The following is a 15,241-nucleotide window of genomic DNA, read 5'->3' as shown; positions in this document are numbered from 1 at the left end:
CCGGAGCATAACGGCTCGTGAGACGATTCGTTGGACAGGACACGCCGGACCCGGAGGGGAGTTCGGCGGTCGTGTCGGAGCTGGGAGAGAGCAATGTCCGCACCTCGATCGGGACGCTGGCAGAAGGCCACCGCGCTGGTGCCGCTGGCCGCACTGTCCGCGGCCTGGACGGTGAGCCTCGCGGGTGCGGGGGCCACCACCCCGGCCGCCGCGAGCCAGGAGCAGGTCGCGGCCCTGCCCGACGGCAGCCAGGTGCCGGCCCAGGCCATCGAGAACCCCGCCAGCGTCTCCGCGCCCGGTGTCGTCGCCCCGGGCGTCGAGGGCAGCAGCACCCGGGAGGTCGTCTCCACCGCCTCCCCCAGCGGCATCCCCGCTGCCGCGCTCGCGGCGTACCAACGGGCCGAGACGGTGATCAACGCCGCCGACAGGTCCTGCCACCTGCCGTGGCAGCTGATCGCGGCCATCGGTCGGGTCGAGTCCGACCACGGCCGCTACGGCGGCAACGCGCTGGACGCCGACGGCGTCGCTCGGCCGGGCATCTTCGGCATCGCGCTCGACGGCAGCCACGGCACCTCGCGGATCGTCGACTCCGACGACGGCCTGCTCGACGGTGACACCCGCTTCGACCGCGCGGTCGGCCCGATGCAGTTCATCCCCTCGACCTGGCGGGTCGTCGGCGTGGACGCCGACCAGGACGGCAAGCGCGACCCGCAGGACATCGACGACGCGGCGCTGGCCACGGCGGTCTACCTCTGCTCGGGCAGCGACGACCTCGGCACCGACGCCGGCAGCCGGGCCGCGGTCTACCGCTACAACCACAGCCACTCCTACGTCGACCTGGTGATCTCGATCGCCGAGGCCTACCTCGCCGGCGACTACACCTCGGTGCCCAACGGCGTGACCACCTCCACCGGCGTCTTCGTCCCCGAGCCGGCCCAGCAGGCCCACGGTGGCCGGCACCACGGCGCCCAGGGCGGCCACCACGGCGGTCAGGGCGACGGCGCGTCGTCGAGCACCGGCGGTGGCGGCTCGGGCAGCGGCGGCGGCTCGGGCGGCAGCACCGGCGGTGGCGGCGGTGGCGGTGACACCGGCGGGAACGGCGGGAACGGCGGCAACGGCGGCGGTGACGGCGGTGCCGTGACCCTCCCGCCCCTCCCCGACACCTCGGTCCCGCCCGTCGACGACGTGCTCACCTCCTCCGAGGCCCTCGCCCAGTGCCTCGCCGACGGGGTCGTCGACAACCCGCTGACGTCGGTCAACGAGCTCACGCAGTGCGTCAACGACCTGCTCAACCCCTGACCACGGCGCAGGCGTCACCCGCGGCGTACCAAACTCACGGTTGTGGGCCGAAGCTTCGCGACACAACCGTGAGATTCACCGCCTGGGCGGTGAATCTCACGGCACAGATCAGCGGCGCAGGCGGGCGGCCTCGGCGGCCCAGTACGTGAGGATCACGTCGGCGCCGGCGCGGTGGATCGAGGTGAGCGTCTCGAGGATCGCGGCCTCGCGGTCGATCCAGCCGTGGGCCGCAGCGGCCTCGACCATGGCGTACTCGCCGGAGATGTTGTACGCCGCGACCGGCACGTCGACCGCGTCGCGGACGCGGCGGACGACGTCGAGGTAGGCCAGCGCGGGCTTCACCATGACCACGTCGGCGCCCTGCTCGACGTCGAGCAGCGCCTCGCGGACGCCCTCGCGGGCGTTGGCGGGGTCCTGCTGGTAGGTCCGCCGGTCGCCCTCGAGCGACGAGCCGACCGCCTCGCGGAAGGGCCCGAAGAAGGCCGAGGCGTACTTGGCCGAGTAGGCGAGCACCGAGACGTCGGTGTGGCCGGCGTGGTCGAGCGCGTCGCGCACGACGCGGACCTGGCCGTCCATCATCCCGCTCGGCCCGACCATGTCGACGCCGGCGTCGGCCTGGGCGAGCGCCATCGCGGCGTACAGCTCGAGGGTGCGGTCGTTGTCGACCCGGCCGTCGGGAGTGAGCACCCCGCAGTGGCCGTGGTCGGTGAACTCGTCGAGGCACAGGTCGCTCATCACCACCAGGGCGTCACCGACCTCGGCGACCACGTCGTTGATCGCCCGGTTGAGGATCCCCGTGGGGTCGAGCGCCTGGGTGCCGGTGGCGTCCTTGTGCTCGTCGGTCGGCACGCCGAAGAGCATCACCCCGCCGAGGCCGAGCTCCGCCGCCTCCGCGACCGCCCGGAGCAGCGAGTCGCGCGAGTGCTGGACGACGCCCGGCATCGACGAGATCGGCCGCGGCTCAGCGAGCCCCTCGCGCACGAAGACCGGCAGCACCAGCTGGTGCGGCGCCACGGCGGTCTCGGCCACCATCCGGCGCATGGCCGGCGTGGTGCGCAGGCGGCGGGGACGGACCAGCGGCCCGACGACCTCGGGTCCGTCCGTGCTGCCCGACTGGCTCATCGCGTGCTCACCGCGACGAGGTCGCCTTGCGACGGGCCGACGGCTTGCGCTCCGACGGCTTGGTGACGGGCTGGCCGGCGTCGATCATCGCGGCCCGCCGCGACGCGCCGAAGTCGGCCAGCGCGTCGACGAGCAGCTCGACGTCGGGCTTGGGCGCCATCACGTCGACCCGCAGGCCGTGCTCCTCGGCGGTCTTCGCCGTGGCCGGACCGATCACCGCGATCACGGTGGAGGGGTGCGGCTTGCCCGCGATGCCGACCAGGTTGCGCACCGTCGAGGACGACGTGAACACCACCGCGTCGAACTTGCCGGTCTTGATCGCGTCGCGGGTCGGCGCCGGCGGCGGGGCGGCCCGCACGGTGCGGTAGGCCGTCACGTCGTCGCACTCCCAGCCGAGGTCGACCAGGCCCGCGACGAGGTTCTCGGTCGCGATGTCGGCGCGCGGCAGGAAGACCCGGTTGATCGGGTCGAGCACCTCGTCGTACGGCGGCCAGTCGGCCAGCAGCCCGGCCGCGGACTGCTCGCCCGACGGCACCAGGTCGGCCCGCAGGCCCCACGCGGCGATCGCCTGCGCGGTCTTGTCGCCGACCGCGGCGATCTTCAGGCCGGAGAAGGCACGGGCGTCGAGGCCGTACTCCTCGAACTTCTCGCGCACCGCCTTGACGGCGTTCACCGAGGTGAAGGCGATCCACTCGTAGCGGCCCTCGACCAGGCCGCGCACGGCCTTGTCCATCTGCAGCGGGTTGCGCGGGGGCTCGACCGAGATGGTCGGCACCTCGTCGGGCACGGCGCCGAACTCGCGCAGCCGCGCGGTCAGCGAGCCGGCCTGCTCCTTGGTGCGGGGCACCAGCACGCGCCAGCCGAACAGCGGCTTGGTCTCGAACCACGACAGCGTCTGGCGCAGGTCGACGACGTCGCCGATCACCGTGACGGCCGGCGGGGCCATCTTGGCGGCGCGGGCGTCGGCGGCGACGTGCTCGAGCGTCGAGGTGACGGTCTCCTGCGCGGTGGTGGTGCCGACCCGGGTCATCGCGACCGGGGTGGTCGCGGGGCGGCCCGCCTCGACGAGCGCGGCGGCGATCTCGCCGATCTGGCCCACGGCCGAGAGCAGCACCAGGGTGCGGCCGTCGGCGTAGCGGCTCCAGTCGACCTTCTCGCCGCAGGTGACGACGGCGATCTCGCGGTGGTCCTTGGTGGTCAGCGGCACGCCGGCGTACGCCGGGACCGCGCCGACCGACGAGACCCCGGGGACGATCTCGAAGCCGAGACCGGCCTTGACGCAGGCCTGCGCCTCCTCGGGCCCGGAGGCGTAGAGGAACGGGTCGCCGGCCATCAGGCGGACGACGCGGAGGCCCTTCTTCGCGTGCCGGACGACGACCTTGGCGCGCGAGGCGTGGGTCAGCGGCTGGCCGTCCTCACCGAAGCCGCCGTCGACGAACAGCGGGCCCGGGCCGGGCTCGGCCGGCTCCTCGCCCTCCGGCGCGGGCTCGGGGAGCCCGAGCAGGGTGCGCACCAGGTGCTCGTGCTCCGGGACCTCCGTGACCACGACGTCGGCCTTGCCGATCAGGTCCACGGCGCGGACCGTGAGCAGGTCGGGGTCACCCGGGCCGCTGCCCACGAACGACACCCACCCGCGGGGACGGGGGATCTCGGTGCTGGTGGTCTTGCCTCGCGTCATGCGTCCTGCCTCTTCATCGGATCATCGATCGCAGCCGGGTCCGGCCCAGGCTCGGTCAGTTGTGCAGCTCCGTCGGCGAGCATCTCGTCCGCCAGCCGGAGCCCGACGCCCTCGGCGTCGTCGGGGCGACCGGATGCGGACATCCGGACCGCCAGTCCCCCGTCGTGGGACAGGGCCACCGCCCTGATCCACAGCTCGTCCCCCTCGTCTCCCTCGACCACCTCGGCGAGGGCGCCGATCGGCGCTGCGCACCCGCCCTCGAGGCGGGCGAGCACCGCCCGCTCCGCGGTGACCGCGGCGCGGGCACCCGCGTCGTCGAGCGCACCCAACGCGGCGACCAGCTCGGCCTCCTCGGCGCGGCACTCCACGGCCAGCGCACCCTGCCCGGGGGCGGGGAGCACCTGCAGCGGGTCGAGCACCTCGGTGGCCTCGTCGAGCCGGCCCAGCCGGGCCAGGCCCGCGCGGGCCAGCACCACGGCGTCGTACTCGCCGGACCGGACCTTCCCGATCCGGGTGTCGACGTTCCCACGGATGTCGTCCACGACCAAGCCGAGGCCGAGGGCGTGCAGCTGTGCGGCGCGGCGCGGGGAGCCCGTCCCGACCCGGCTGCCCACGGGCAGCTCGCCCAGGCTGAGGCCGTCGCGGGCGACGACGACGTCGCGCGGGTCCTCGCGGGCGGGCACGGCGGCCAGCGCGATGCCGTCGTGCGGAGCGGTGGGCAGGTCCTTGAGCGAGTGGACGGCGAGGTCGACGCGGCCGTCGAGCAGCGCCTCGCGCAGCGCGCCCACGAAGACGCCGGCGCCGCCGAGGCTCGCCAGCGGGGCCGCGGTCACGTCGCCGTCGGTGGTCACCTCGACCAGCTCGACCTCGCGGCCGAGCCGCTCACGCACCAGCGCCGCCACGTGACCCGACTGGGTGGTCGCGAGCTGCGAGGCGCGGGTGCCGAGGCGCAGGGTCGGGGCGCTCACGAGGGCACCTCCGGACGCGTGACGGCGTCGACCGCGTCGGGGTCGAGCGCGAACAGCTCGGCCAGCGCGGCGGCGTAGGACACCGCACCGGTCTCGTTGGCCAGCTCCTTGACCCGCACGGTCGGCTGGTGGAGCAGCTTGTCGGCCACGCGTCGTACGGCGTGGAGCACCTCGGCGCGGGTCTGGTCGTCGAGGTCGGGGAGCCGGCCCGAGAGCCGCTCGATCTCGGACTCCACGACGGCGGTGGCCATCGAGCGCAGGGCGACGACGGTCGGGGTGACGCTGGCCTGGCGCCGCGCGGAGAGGAAGGCCGCGACCTCCTGCCCGACGATCCGCCGGACGGCGTCGACCTCGCGGCCGGCGTCGGTGCCGTGGAGCTCCTCGGCGAGGTCGGCGAGCCCGACCAGCCGCACGCCGTCGACCGCGACCGCGGCGGGCTCGACGTCGTGCGGGAGCGCGAGGTCGAGGATGCCGAGCGGGCGGCCCGTGGGCCGCGCGGCCCGCAGCGCCTCGGCGCTGACCAGCACGCCGGTGGCCCCGGTGCAGGTGACGAGCAGGTCGGCCCCGGCGAGCTCGGCGGCGAGGTCGGCGAGGTCGACGGCCCGGGCACCGTGCTCGGTGGCGAGTCGGGCGGCGCGCTCGGGGCTGCGGTTGACCACCGCGACGTCGGCGGCGCCCCGACGGGTCGCGGTGGCGACGGCGAGGGCCGCCATCGAGCCGGCGCCGAGGACGACGACGCGCGCGCCGGCGACCCCGCCGACCGTGCCCTCGACCCGGTCGAGCCCGGCGCTGACCAGCGACGGGGCGGCGGTGTCGATGTCGGTCTCGGCGCGCGAGCGCTTGCCGACCCGCAGGGCCTGCTGGAACAGCGCGTTGAGGGCGGGCCCGACGGTGCCCTGCTCCTGCCCGCGGCGCAACGCCTCGCGGGTCTGGCCGAGGATCTGGCCCTCGCCGACCGCCATCGAGTCGAGGCCCGCGGCCACGTGGAAGAGGTGGGAGACGGCGCCGTCGTCGTAGTGGACGTAGAGGTTGCGCACGATCTGGCCGGCCTCGTCGCCCGCGCGGTCCACGAGCAGCCGCGAGACCTCCTCGACGCTGCCGTGGAAGCGGTCGACCTCAGCGTAGATCTCGAGCCGGTTGCACGTCGCGATCACGGTCGCCTCGGTGACGTGCTCGCTGGCCACGACGTCGCCGAGCAGCTTGGTCAGGCCGTCGGCGCCGAGCGCCACCTGCTCGAGCACGGCGACGGGGGCGGAGCGGTGGGAGATGCCGACGACGAGGACGCTCATCGGGGGCCCCCGTTCGGAGCGGAACGGAGTGAGCACTCGAAGGGGGTGGAGGTCATGCGGTGGCCCCCTTGCGCTGCTCGTGGTAGGCGAGGATCTGCAGCTCGATCGACAGGTCGACCTTGCGCACGTCGACGTCGTCGGGCACCGAGAGCACGACCGGCGCGAAGTTGAGGATCGAGCGGATGCCGTTGGCGACCATCCGGTCCGCGACGTCCTGGGCGGCGACCGCCGGGGTGGCGATCACGCCGATCGCGACGCCGTGGTCGCGCACGATCCGCTCGAGGTCGTCGAAGGGGCGGACGTCGACGCCGGCCACGACCTCCTGGTGGCGGCTCGGGTCGGCGTCGAGGAGGGCCACGACGCGGAACCCGCGGCTGCGGAAGCCGGAGTAGTTGGCGAGCGCGTGCCCGAGGTTGCCGATCCCGACGATGACGACCGGCCAGTCCTGGGTGACCCCGATCTCGCGGGCGATCTGGTAGCGCAGGTAGTCGACGTCGTACCCGACGCCGCGGGTGCCGTAGCTGCCGAGGTAGGAGAGGTCCTTGCGCAGCTTCGCGCTGTTCACGCCGGCCGCGGTCGCGAGCTCCTCGCTCGAGCAGGTGCGGGTGCCGCCGTCGGCGAGCGTGGTGAGGGCGCGGAGGTAGACGGGGAGACGGGCCACCGTGGCCTCGGGGATGTCCCGGGCCGGATCACGAGGATCGGCAGAAGTCCGTGCGCTCACCGTTCTTCTCTCCAGCCGCCGCGGCCCGGGCCTGGGGGGACCCGGCGGTGGCCGCGCGGCCCGATCACTGTAGGAGTTTGTGAACGGGAGAACAAAACGAGAACGAGGGCTTGTAGCACAGGTGACCAGGGTCACTCGGTGCGGGGTGTCCCGGGGGTGGCGCCCCGCCGGGACGGGTCGGGGTCAGCCGGGCGCGTCCGGGGCCAGTGCGGCTCGCAGTCGTGCCGCGTCGACCCGCCAGAAGTCGTGCTGGCGGCCGTCGACGAAGGTCACCGGCACCTCGTCGCCGTACGACGCCTGCAGGTCGGCGTCGGCGTCGACGTCGACCTCGACGAAGCGCTCACCGACCTCCTCGCACACCGCGGCGACGACGCCGCGGGCGTCCTCGCACAGGTGGCAGCCGACGCGCACCAGCACCACCACCCGGGTGCCCGGGTCGACGGGCGGCAGGGACGGGCGCTCGCTCACGGCATCTCCAGCAGCCCCAGGGCCCGGCGGCGCTCGGCGGCGCGGAGCCGGCCCTTCTGCACCTTGCCGGTCACGGTCAGGGGCAGCTCGTCGACGACCTCGACCCGCTGCGGCTGCTTGAACCGCGCCAGCCGGGCGGCGCACTCGGCGCGGACGGCCTGCTCGACGTCGGCCGCCGGCAGGCCGGGAGCCACGACGTACACGACGACGGCCTCGCCGGTGGTCGCGTCGGCGACGCCGATCACGCCGACCTCGGTCACGCCCGGGACCTCGCGGACGACGTCCTCGACCTCGCGCGGGTAGACGTTGAAGCCGGAGACGATCACGAGCTCCTTGACCCGGTCGACGAGGAAGAGGTCACCGCTGGCGTCGAGGAAGCCGACGTCTCCGGTGCTCCACCAGCCGTCGGCGTCGGGGCCGTCGCGCCCGTCGGGCCAGTAGCCGCTGAACAGGTTGGCGCCGCGGATCGAGATCTCGCCGGGGTCCTCGCCCTCCGGCGCCCGGCCCGCGTCGTCGAGCAGCCGGATCTCGATGCCGGGCAGCGCGGCGCCGACCGAGCCGGCCTGGAGCCGCTCGCTGACCAGGGTGCTGGTCACCACGGGCGCCGCCTCGGTGAGGCCGTAGCCCTGGTGCACCTCGACCTGCGCGGCCTGCTCGAACCGCGCGATGAGCTCGGTCGAGAGCGGCGCCGAGCCCGACAGCATCAGCCTGACGCTGGCGAGCCGCTGCGCGAGGTCGTCGCGGTCGACCCAGTAGGCGTAGACCGGCGGCGCGACCGGGACGACGGTGCAGCGGTGCTCCTCGATCACGGCGAGCGTCTGCTCCGGGTCGAACCGCTCGACGAGCACCAGCGTCGCGCCGTGGCGCAGGACCGGCCCGAGCACGGCGTTGAGGCCGTAGACGTGGAAGAGCGGCAGCACGCCGAGCACGACGTCGTCCTCGCGGAGCATCGCCGGCTCGACGCGCGCGACCTGGTCGAGGTTCGCCAGCAGCGCGCGGTGGGTGAGCATCGCCGCGCGCGGGCGGCCCGACGTACCGCTGGTGTAGAGCAGCACCGCGAGCTTCTCGGGGTCCTGGAGCGGGAGGACCGGTCGCGCCTCGGGAGCAGGCAGCCGCTCCCACGCCACCTCGCCCGCGGCGGGCTCCTCGCCCACGGTCACCACCACCGGCGCCACCGCCCGCGACAGCAGGTCGGCGTCGACGCCGTCGACGGTGCCCTCGCCGGCCAGCGCCGCGCGGACCATCGCGACGGCGTCGCGGACGTGCGGCAGCGCCGACCCGTCGGCGACGACCAACCGCGCGCCGGAGTCGGCCAGCATCCGGGCCAGCTCCGGGACGGCCGAGCCCGGGTTGACCGGGACGGCGACGGCCTGCGCCCGCAGCACGCCGAGGTACGCCGTGACGAGCTCGAGGCGGTTGCCGGTCGCGATCATCACCCGCTGGCCCGCCAGCACGCCGGCGGCCCCGAGCCCGGTGGCGAGCCTCGCGACGGCGTCCTCCAGCTCCGCCCACGAGGTGCGGCGGCCCCCCACCTCGACGACCGCGGGGGCGTCGGGGTGCGCGCGCGCCGCGTCCGCGACGAGGTCGGAGACGTCGGCGAGAGCGGGGCGCTCGGGCATGCGCGCGATCCTTCCACAGCGCCGCCGCCCCCGCAGGCGTCGGATCGATAGGGTGCGAGGCGTGACCCCGCCCGCCGACCCGAAGCGTCGCCGGCTCGACCTGCAGGCGCGCTCCACGCTCGCCGGTGAGGCCGCCGCGGCCGCTGCCGAGGTCGAGAGCGCGCTGGCGGTGCCGGCCGACCCGACCGCGGCGGCGTTCTTCGACGTCGACAACACGCTGATGCAGGGCGCGAGCATCTTCCACCTGGCGCGGGGGCTGCACCGCCGCAAGTTCTTCACGACGCGCGACATCCTGTCCGCGGCGTGGAAGCAGGCGTACTTCCGCGTGGTCGGGGTCGAGGACCCCGAGCACGTCGCGCAGACCCGCGCCTCCGCGCTCTCCTTCATCGAGGGCCACACCGTGGCCGAGCTCGAGGAGATCACCGAGGAGATCTTCGACGAGGCGATGGCGCACCGGATCTGGCCGGGTACCCGCGCCCTCGCCCAGCTCCACCTCGACCAGGGCCAGCGGGTGTGGCTGGTGACCGCCGCCCCGATCGAGATCGCGCAGATCATCGCCCGCCGGCTCGGGCTCACCGGCGCCATGGGCACGGTGGCCGAGCACGTCGACGGCGTCTACACCGGCCGCCTCGTCGGCGAGATGCTGCACGGCGAGGCGAAGGCCGAGGCGGTCCGGGCCCTCGCCGAGCGCGAGGAGCTCAACCTCGCGCGCTGCTCGGCGTACTCCGACTCCGTCAACGACCTGCCGATGCTCTCGCTCGTCGGCGACCCGTGCGCCATCAACCCCGACGCCAAGCTGCGGGCCGCCGCCCACCAGCGCGGCTGGCGCGTGCGCGACTACCGCACCGGTCGCAAGGCGGCCCGTGCCGGCCTCGTGGTCGCGGTCGCCGCCGGCGCCGTCAGCGGGGCGGTCGCCGCCGGGGCAGCGGTGCGCGGGCACCGGTCGGGCAGCGCCTGATCCGAGGCATTTTCCGGTGCCGCGGCCCGTCTGTCGGGACGGCGCCGGGGAAAGTGCCCACTGCCGGCGTGGCGCACGCCACAGATGGGTAAGAAAGGTTCACAGGGGTGGGCTCCGCGCCTACCATGACGAGAGCTTCGGGGGAAGCCATCGGGAGGGGTCACCGACGATGCCGGACAGGGTGCGCGATCTCGCGCGCGGTCTCGACGCCCTGCGTCAGGCCGTCGCCGAGTCCCTCCTCGGCAGCCTCGTGCCACCGGGCCCCGTTCCTGCCCCGGTCACCCCGCACGCTCGTCGCGGAGCCGGCGCAATGGTTCACGCCCCGTCGGCGTGGCTGCTCAGCGAGGCCGCCGCTCCCGAGAGCACCGGCTCCTCCGCGTCCTACGGCGACGGGGACCTCGCAGCCTCCTCGGAGGAGGACGAGGCCGAGCGCACCCGCCTGATCGCCCTGGTGGAGCTCGCCCGCGGCGGCGACACCGAGGCGTTCGGTCTGCTCTACGACCACTACCAGGGCGCGGTCTACCGCTTCCTCTTCTACCGGACCCGCTCGGTCCCGCTCGCCGAGGACCTCACGTCCGAGACGTTCTTCCGCGCGCTGCGCAGCATGAGCAGCTTCCGCTGGCAGGGCAAGGACTTCGGCGCATGGCTGATGACGATCGCCCGCAACCTGTGCACCGACCACTTCAAGGCCGGTCGCACCCGCCTCGAGATGACCACCGAGGACATGGGCCAGCACGACGACGCGACCGAGGGTCCGGAGTCCGCGGTGCTCGCCGGCCTCACCAACGAGATCCTGCTGACCGCGCTCAAGCAGCTCCCCGACGAGCAGCGCGACTGCCTGATCATGCGCTTCCTGCAGGGGATGAGCATCGCCGAGACAGCCGCCGTGCTGGGCCGGAGCGACGGCGCCATCAAGCAGCTGCAGCTGCGCGGGGTGCGCAACCTCGCCAAGCTCATGCCGGAGGGGTTGAGGGACCGATGACCCCCCGCACCACGACCCGGGTCCTGCCCGTGCGAGCAGGCGTAACCTCGCAGGTCAGGGCGTCGTTGAGCACGGCGACTGACTGCGCCACCCGCAGCACCGCCCACCGCGCCCACCACCCCCGGGCGCAGCACGAGACAGGACACGGCCGATGACTCCGGCGTTCCCGGCACGACGTGCCGAGGAGTTCAACACCTTGGTCGAGGGATCCCCGACCGAGGCCGGCGGCACGCGCTACCCGGAGTTCCTCGAGATCGTCGCGGCCCTGCGCGACGTGCCGGCCGTCGAGCCGCGCCCCGAGTTCACCGCCTCGCTCCGCGACCGGCTGATGGCCGCCGCCGAGACCGAGCTGGTCCCGGCCGACCGCACCACCGACGAGGCCCGCCTGCGGATGCCCGGCACCCGGCCCGGTCGCCAGCGCCGCCTGGTGGTCGCCGTCGGCAGCATCGCGCTCGTCGGCGCCACGACGTCGATGGCCGTCGCCGCCCAGTCCGCGCTGCCCGGCGACGCGCTCTACCCGCTCAAGCGGGCCATCGAGAACGCGCACGCCGGTCTCAGCCTCGACGAGGCCGACAAGGGCGCCACGATGCTCGCCAGCGCCTCCGGGCGGCTGCGCGAGGCTGCCGAGCTCAGCCGCGCGGGCCACCTCGACGACTCCGCCGCCGTGGCCGAGACCCTCAACGACTTCTCCGCGCAGTCGACGGAGGCCTCCGACCTGCTGTTCGCCGACTACGCCGCGAACGGCGACCAGGCCACGCTCGACCAGCTCCACGCCTTCACCGCCGACAGCCTGACCCAGCTCACCGAGCTCGAGCCGGTGGTGCCGATCGACGCCCGCGACGAGCTGATGCACGCGGCGCAGGTGCTGAGCCAGATCGACGCACAGCTGCAGCGGGTGTGCCCCGGCTGCGTGCCGTCGATCAGCGAGATCCCCAACCAGGTGGCCTTCGGCACCGACCTGAGCGGCTTCGACCCACCCATCAGCCTCGACGGCAACGGCCTCGACACCCAGGGCGGCGTCAAGGACGGCACCCAGCAGGCCGGCGGCGGGTCGGGTGGCGGCGCGGGCAGCCAGGACCCCGAGCTCCTCGACCCGCTCGACCCGGTGCTCAGCCCCGACGGCGACGGCCAGACCTCCGGCGGCGACGGCGGCGGCAACACGCTCACCGACACCGTCGACGACCTGACCGAGGCCCTGCTCGGCGACGGCGACACGTCGTCCGGCAACGACGCCGACGGCGACACCGACGGCGGCCTGCTCGGTCAGCTCGAGGGCACCGTCGACGACACCACCGGCGGTCTGCTCAACCCCTGAGCGGCCCCGGCGTCAGCGGAAGACGGACTCGCGGTCCATCAGGAGCGTGTAGAGCGTCTGCTGGATCGTCTCGCGCACCTGGTCGGTGACGTTGAAGACGAGCATCGGGTCGTCGGCCGCGCCGGCGTCGTACTCGTCGGTGCGGATCGGCTCGCCGAACTCCAGCAGCCACTTCGAGGGCAGCGGCACCAGCCCGAGCGGTCCGAGCCACGGGAAGAAGGGCGTGATCGGGATGTAGGGCACCCCGAGCAGGCGGGCCAGGGACGGCATGTTGCCGACGAGCGGGTAGATCTCCTCGGCCCCCACCACCGACAGCGGCACGATCGGGACCCCGGTGCGCAGCGCGGCGGAGACGAAGCCGCCCCGCCCGAAGCGCTGGAGCTTGTAGCGCTGGGCGTAGGGCTTGCCGATGCCCTTGAAGCCCTCCGGCCAGACGCCGACGAGCTCGCCGCCGGCGAGCATGCGCTCGGCGTCCTCGGTGCAGGCCAGGGTGGCGCCGCTGCGACGCGCCAGCACGCTGACCACGGGCATGCGGAACACGAGGTCGGCACCGAGCGGACGCAGGTGGCGCCCGACCGTGTCGTGGATGGTGACCAGGGTCATCAGACCGTCGACGGGGATGGTGCCGGAGTGGTTGGAGACCACGAGGGCGCCGCCCGAGGCGGGAATGTTCTCCGCGCCCCGCACCTCGACGCGGAACCACTTCTGGGCGATGGGACGCAATGCGGCCATCAGGAAGCGTTCGGTGACCTCGACGTCGAAGCCGTACTCGTCGACGTCGTAGTCGCCGGTGACGCGGCGCCGCAGGAAGGCCAGGAAGCGCGCGAGCTGGGGCTCCCACTGCTCGCCCCAGACCTCGCGGGCACCGACCTGGAAGGCGGCCAGCCAGTCGCCGGCCGGGATCCCGGCGAGCGGCCCGCGCTCACGCGTGGTGGTCGGCTCGCGCTCGGCGGCCGCCTCGTGCAGCTCCGGGGCCTCGGGGACGTGCTGCCCGGACCCCGTCGTACGACGCGGGGGCGCCGCCTTGCGCGGGGGCGCCGCCTTGCGGGGCGGCGGGGCCTTGCGCGGCGCGGGGGCGGCGCTGGGGGCGTCGGCGGTGTGCTCGCCGTGGTGGTCGGGCTCGACCCGGTCGTCGGAGGGCGCGGCCGGAGCCGGGTGGCGCTTCGGCGGGGCGGCCGCCCGCGGCGCGAGGTTGCGCGAGGAGGCGGACGGCTTGGCGCGCCCGGTGCCGCGGCCCGGACGCCCGCGGGTCCCGATCGGGATGATCTCGGCGTCACCCACGGGGGGCTCCCACCAGCTCCGGGGGGCGGGGCGGCAGCTCGGCGCCGGTCACCCGGGCGAGGCCGTCGATGACCCGCGTGGCGGCTCCCCCGGTCGGGGCCAGCGTCGCGCCGAAGTCGTCGAACGCCTCGGCGGTGGTCATGGTCGGCTCGAAGCCGAGCATGGTGCGCATCCGGGTGGTGTCGACGCCGCGGCCGTAGGTGAGGAAGCCGATCTGCTCGGGCGAGAAGTCGGCCACCCGCGCCGAGCGGAGGACGGAGCCGAGGCTGCCGACCATGAACCCGGGGAGCGCGACGGTGGCGCGCTGGAGGCGGCGTACGGCCTGGCTGAGCATCAGGATGCCGTCGCCGGCGACGTTGAAGGTGCCGGCGACGTCGGTGGTCACCGCGTGGCGCAGCACACCGATCATGTCGTCCTCGTGGAGGAACTGCAGCCGCGGGTCGAAGCCGAGCACGGTCGGGATGACCGGCAGCCGGAAGTAGGAGGTGATCGGGCTCGAGATGTGCGGGCCGATCACGTTGGCGGCGCGGAGCTGGGTGACGCGGACGTCGGGGCGGCGGCGGGCGAAGCCGCGCACGTACCCCTCGATCTCGGCGACGTCCTTGGCGTAGCCCGAGCGCGGCGCCCGCCGCGGCTCCATGTCCTCTCGGAACATCGCCGGGTCGCGGTTGCTCGCGCCGTAGACCGTGGTCGTCGACTTGAGCACCAGGTGGCGCAGGCCCGCGGCCCGCTGGCACGCAGCGAGCAGCTGCATGGTGCCGATGACGTTGAGCTCCTTCATCGTCCCCCGCCCGCCGGCGGTGCCGGGGCTTGCGATCACGCTCATGTGGACGACGGTGTCGACGTCCTCCTTGGCGATGATCTTGGCGATGACCGGGTTGCGGATGTCCGCGCGGACGAAGGAGACGTCGGCGAGGTCGCCCCGCGGAGGGATGACGTCGACGCCGACCACCTTGCTGACGCCCGGGTCGGCGGCGGCCGCGACCGCGAACCGGCGCCCGAGGTCACGCGAGACCCCGGTCACCAGGACGACGCGGCCGCTCGTGGTCATGGCGGGGTGAGAGCCCGTCGCTTACTTGCCGAGCTTGCGACGCTGCACGCGCGTCTTCTTCAGCAGCTTGCGGTGCTTCTTCTTCGCCATGCGCTTGCGGCGCTTCTTGATGACAGAACCCACAGGAAACCCTTCCGACTTCACGGGCCCGGTCGTCGCGGCGACGCCCGGGCAAGGCCTCAGCCTACCCAGCGGGGGACAAGCCGAAGAATCCGCACCGCCCGGATGGACCGGGGGGTGCGGATCGTCGGTGGTGCGGGACGTGCGGTTGCGGTCAGCCCGCGTTGTAGAAGCTCTTCCGGAGGTAATCGTTGACGTCGTCCTCGAGGACCCGGAAGGAGCGTCCGACACGTACGGCCGGCAGGTCGCCGTTGTGCACGAGTCGGTAGACGGTCATCTTGGAGACGCGCATGGTCGCGGCCACCTCGGCAACGGTCAGGAACGTCGAGTCGGAGAGATCTCCGGACGTGTGGTCAGCCATGAGGGCACC

The 15,241-nt window shown here is 74.1% G+C and carries 15 protein-coding genes; 4 read left to right on the top strand and 11 right to left on the bottom strand.

Annotated features, from left to right (window positions below):
• Nucleotides 1-93 precede the first annotated feature (93 nt).
• Nucleotides 94-1,299, top strand: a complete 1,206-nt coding sequence (locus ACFPGP_RS08470; RefSeq protein ID WP_378589203.1) for a lytic transglycosylase domain-containing protein — start codon at nucleotides 94-96, stop codon at nucleotides 1,297-1,299.
• Between the two features lie 108 nt (nucleotides 1,300-1,407).
• On the opposite strand, the gene hemB is transcribed toward ACFPGP_RS08470, so the two are convergent.
• The 7 genes from hemB to ACFPGP_RS08435 form a co-directional block, all read right to left on the bottom strand.
• Nucleotides 1,408-2,421 (bottom strand): porphobilinogen synthase, encoded by a 1,014-nt coding sequence (hemB, locus tag ACFPGP_RS08465; protein ID WP_378589201.1) that lies wholly within the window; start codon nucleotides 2,419-2,421, stop codon nucleotides 1,408-1,410.
• A gap of 7 nt (nucleotides 2,422-2,428) precedes the next feature.
• Complete coding sequence (locus tag ACFPGP_RS08460) at nucleotides 2,429-4,099, bottom strand: bifunctional uroporphyrinogen-III C-methyltransferase/uroporphyrinogen-III synthase (RefSeq protein WP_378589199.1); 1,671 nt, start codon at nucleotides 4,097-4,099, stop codon at nucleotides 2,429-2,431.
• Nucleotides 4,096-5,067 carry a hydroxymethylbilane synthase gene (hemC, locus tag ACFPGP_RS08455; RefSeq protein ID WP_378589197.1) on the bottom strand — a complete coding sequence of 324 codons (972 nt, stop codon included), beginning with the start codon at nucleotides 5,065-5,067 and terminating at the stop codon, nucleotides 4,096-4,098. The genes ACFPGP_RS08460 and hemC overlap by 4 nt, the downstream gene beginning before the upstream one ends.
• Nucleotides 5,064-6,356 carry a glutamyl-tRNA reductase gene (locus ACFPGP_RS08450; protein ID WP_378589195.1) on the bottom strand — a complete coding sequence of 431 codons (1,293 nt, stop codon included), beginning with the start codon at nucleotides 6,354-6,356 and terminating at the stop codon, nucleotides 5,064-5,066. The genes hemC and ACFPGP_RS08450 overlap by 4 nt, the downstream gene beginning before the upstream one ends.
• 52 nt (nucleotides 6,357-6,408) lie before the next feature.
• Entirely contained in the window at nucleotides 6,409-7,077 is a 669-nt protein-coding gene (locus ACFPGP_RS08445; protein ID WP_378589194.1) for a redox-sensing transcriptional repressor Rex, read from the bottom strand.
• Between the two features lie 183 nt (nucleotides 7,078-7,260).
• Nucleotides 7,261-7,545: a glutaredoxin family protein gene (locus ACFPGP_RS08440; protein WP_378589192.1), complete on the bottom strand. Its 285-nt coding sequence runs from the start codon at nucleotides 7,543-7,545 to the stop codon at nucleotides 7,261-7,263.
• Nucleotides 7,542-9,164 (bottom strand): class I adenylate-forming enzyme family protein, encoded by a 1,623-nt coding sequence (locus tag ACFPGP_RS08435; RefSeq protein ID WP_378589190.1) that lies wholly within the window; start codon nucleotides 9,162-9,164, stop codon nucleotides 7,542-7,544. Before ACFPGP_RS08435 ends, ACFPGP_RS08440 begins: the two co-directional genes overlap by 4 nt.
• A gap of 61 nt (nucleotides 9,165-9,225) precedes the next feature.
• Between ACFPGP_RS08435 and ACFPGP_RS08430 the strand changes: the two genes are divergently transcribed.
• From ACFPGP_RS08430 to ACFPGP_RS08420, 3 genes are all read left to right on the top strand, one after another.
• Entirely contained in the window at nucleotides 9,226-10,122 is an 897-nt protein-coding gene (locus tag ACFPGP_RS08430; RefSeq protein ID WP_378589188.1) for an HAD family hydrolase, read from the top strand.
• A gap of 310 nt (nucleotides 10,123-10,432) precedes the next feature.
• Complete coding sequence (locus ACFPGP_RS08425) at nucleotides 10,433-11,104, top strand: sigma-70 family RNA polymerase sigma factor (protein WP_378589186.1); 672 nt, start codon at nucleotides 10,433-10,435, stop codon at nucleotides 11,102-11,104.
• A gap of 151 nt (nucleotides 11,105-11,255) precedes the next feature.
• Nucleotides 11,256-12,419 (top strand): DUF5667 domain-containing protein, encoded by a 1,164-nt coding sequence (locus ACFPGP_RS08420; protein ID WP_378589185.1) that lies wholly within the window; start codon nucleotides 11,256-11,258, stop codon nucleotides 12,417-12,419.
• Nucleotides 12,420-12,431: 12 nt separating this feature from the next.
• Here ACFPGP_RS08420 and ACFPGP_RS08415 read toward each other — a convergent pair whose 3' ends face one another.
• From ACFPGP_RS08415 to ACFPGP_RS08400, 4 genes are all read right to left on the bottom strand, one after another.
• A complete protein-coding gene (locus ACFPGP_RS08415) occupies nucleotides 12,432-13,700 on the bottom strand; it encodes a lysophospholipid acyltransferase family protein (protein WP_378589184.1) in 1,269 nt (422 codons plus the stop codon).
• Complete coding sequence (locus ACFPGP_RS08410) at nucleotides 13,693-14,751, bottom strand: NAD-dependent epimerase/dehydratase family protein (protein WP_378589183.1); 1,059 nt, start codon at nucleotides 14,749-14,751, stop codon at nucleotides 13,693-13,695. Before ACFPGP_RS08410 ends, ACFPGP_RS08415 begins: the two co-directional genes overlap by 8 nt.
• Before the next feature lie 21 nt (nucleotides 14,752-14,772).
• Nucleotides 14,773-14,874 carry a 30S ribosomal protein bS22 gene (locus ACFPGP_RS08405; protein ID WP_008356322.1) on the bottom strand — a complete coding sequence of 34 codons (102 nt, stop codon included), beginning with the start codon at nucleotides 14,872-14,874 and terminating at the stop codon, nucleotides 14,773-14,775.
• A 151-nt stretch (nucleotides 14,875-15,025) separates the two neighbouring features.
• On the bottom strand, nucleotides 15,026-15,232 hold the full coding sequence (locus tag ACFPGP_RS08400; protein WP_378589181.1) for a helix-turn-helix domain-containing protein: 207 nt from the start codon (nucleotides 15,230-15,232) through the stop codon (nucleotides 15,026-15,028).
• Nucleotides 15,233-15,241 lie beyond the last annotated feature (9 nt).

The organism is Nocardioides taihuensis (genome assembly GCF_042657275.1).
Lineage (GTDB): Bacteria > Actinomycetota > Actinomycetes > Propionibacteriales > Nocardioidaceae > Nocardioides > Nocardioides taihuensis.
The sequence above is the reverse complement of the archived record's forward strand: the minus strand, read 5'-3'. Positions and strand labels throughout refer to the sequence as shown.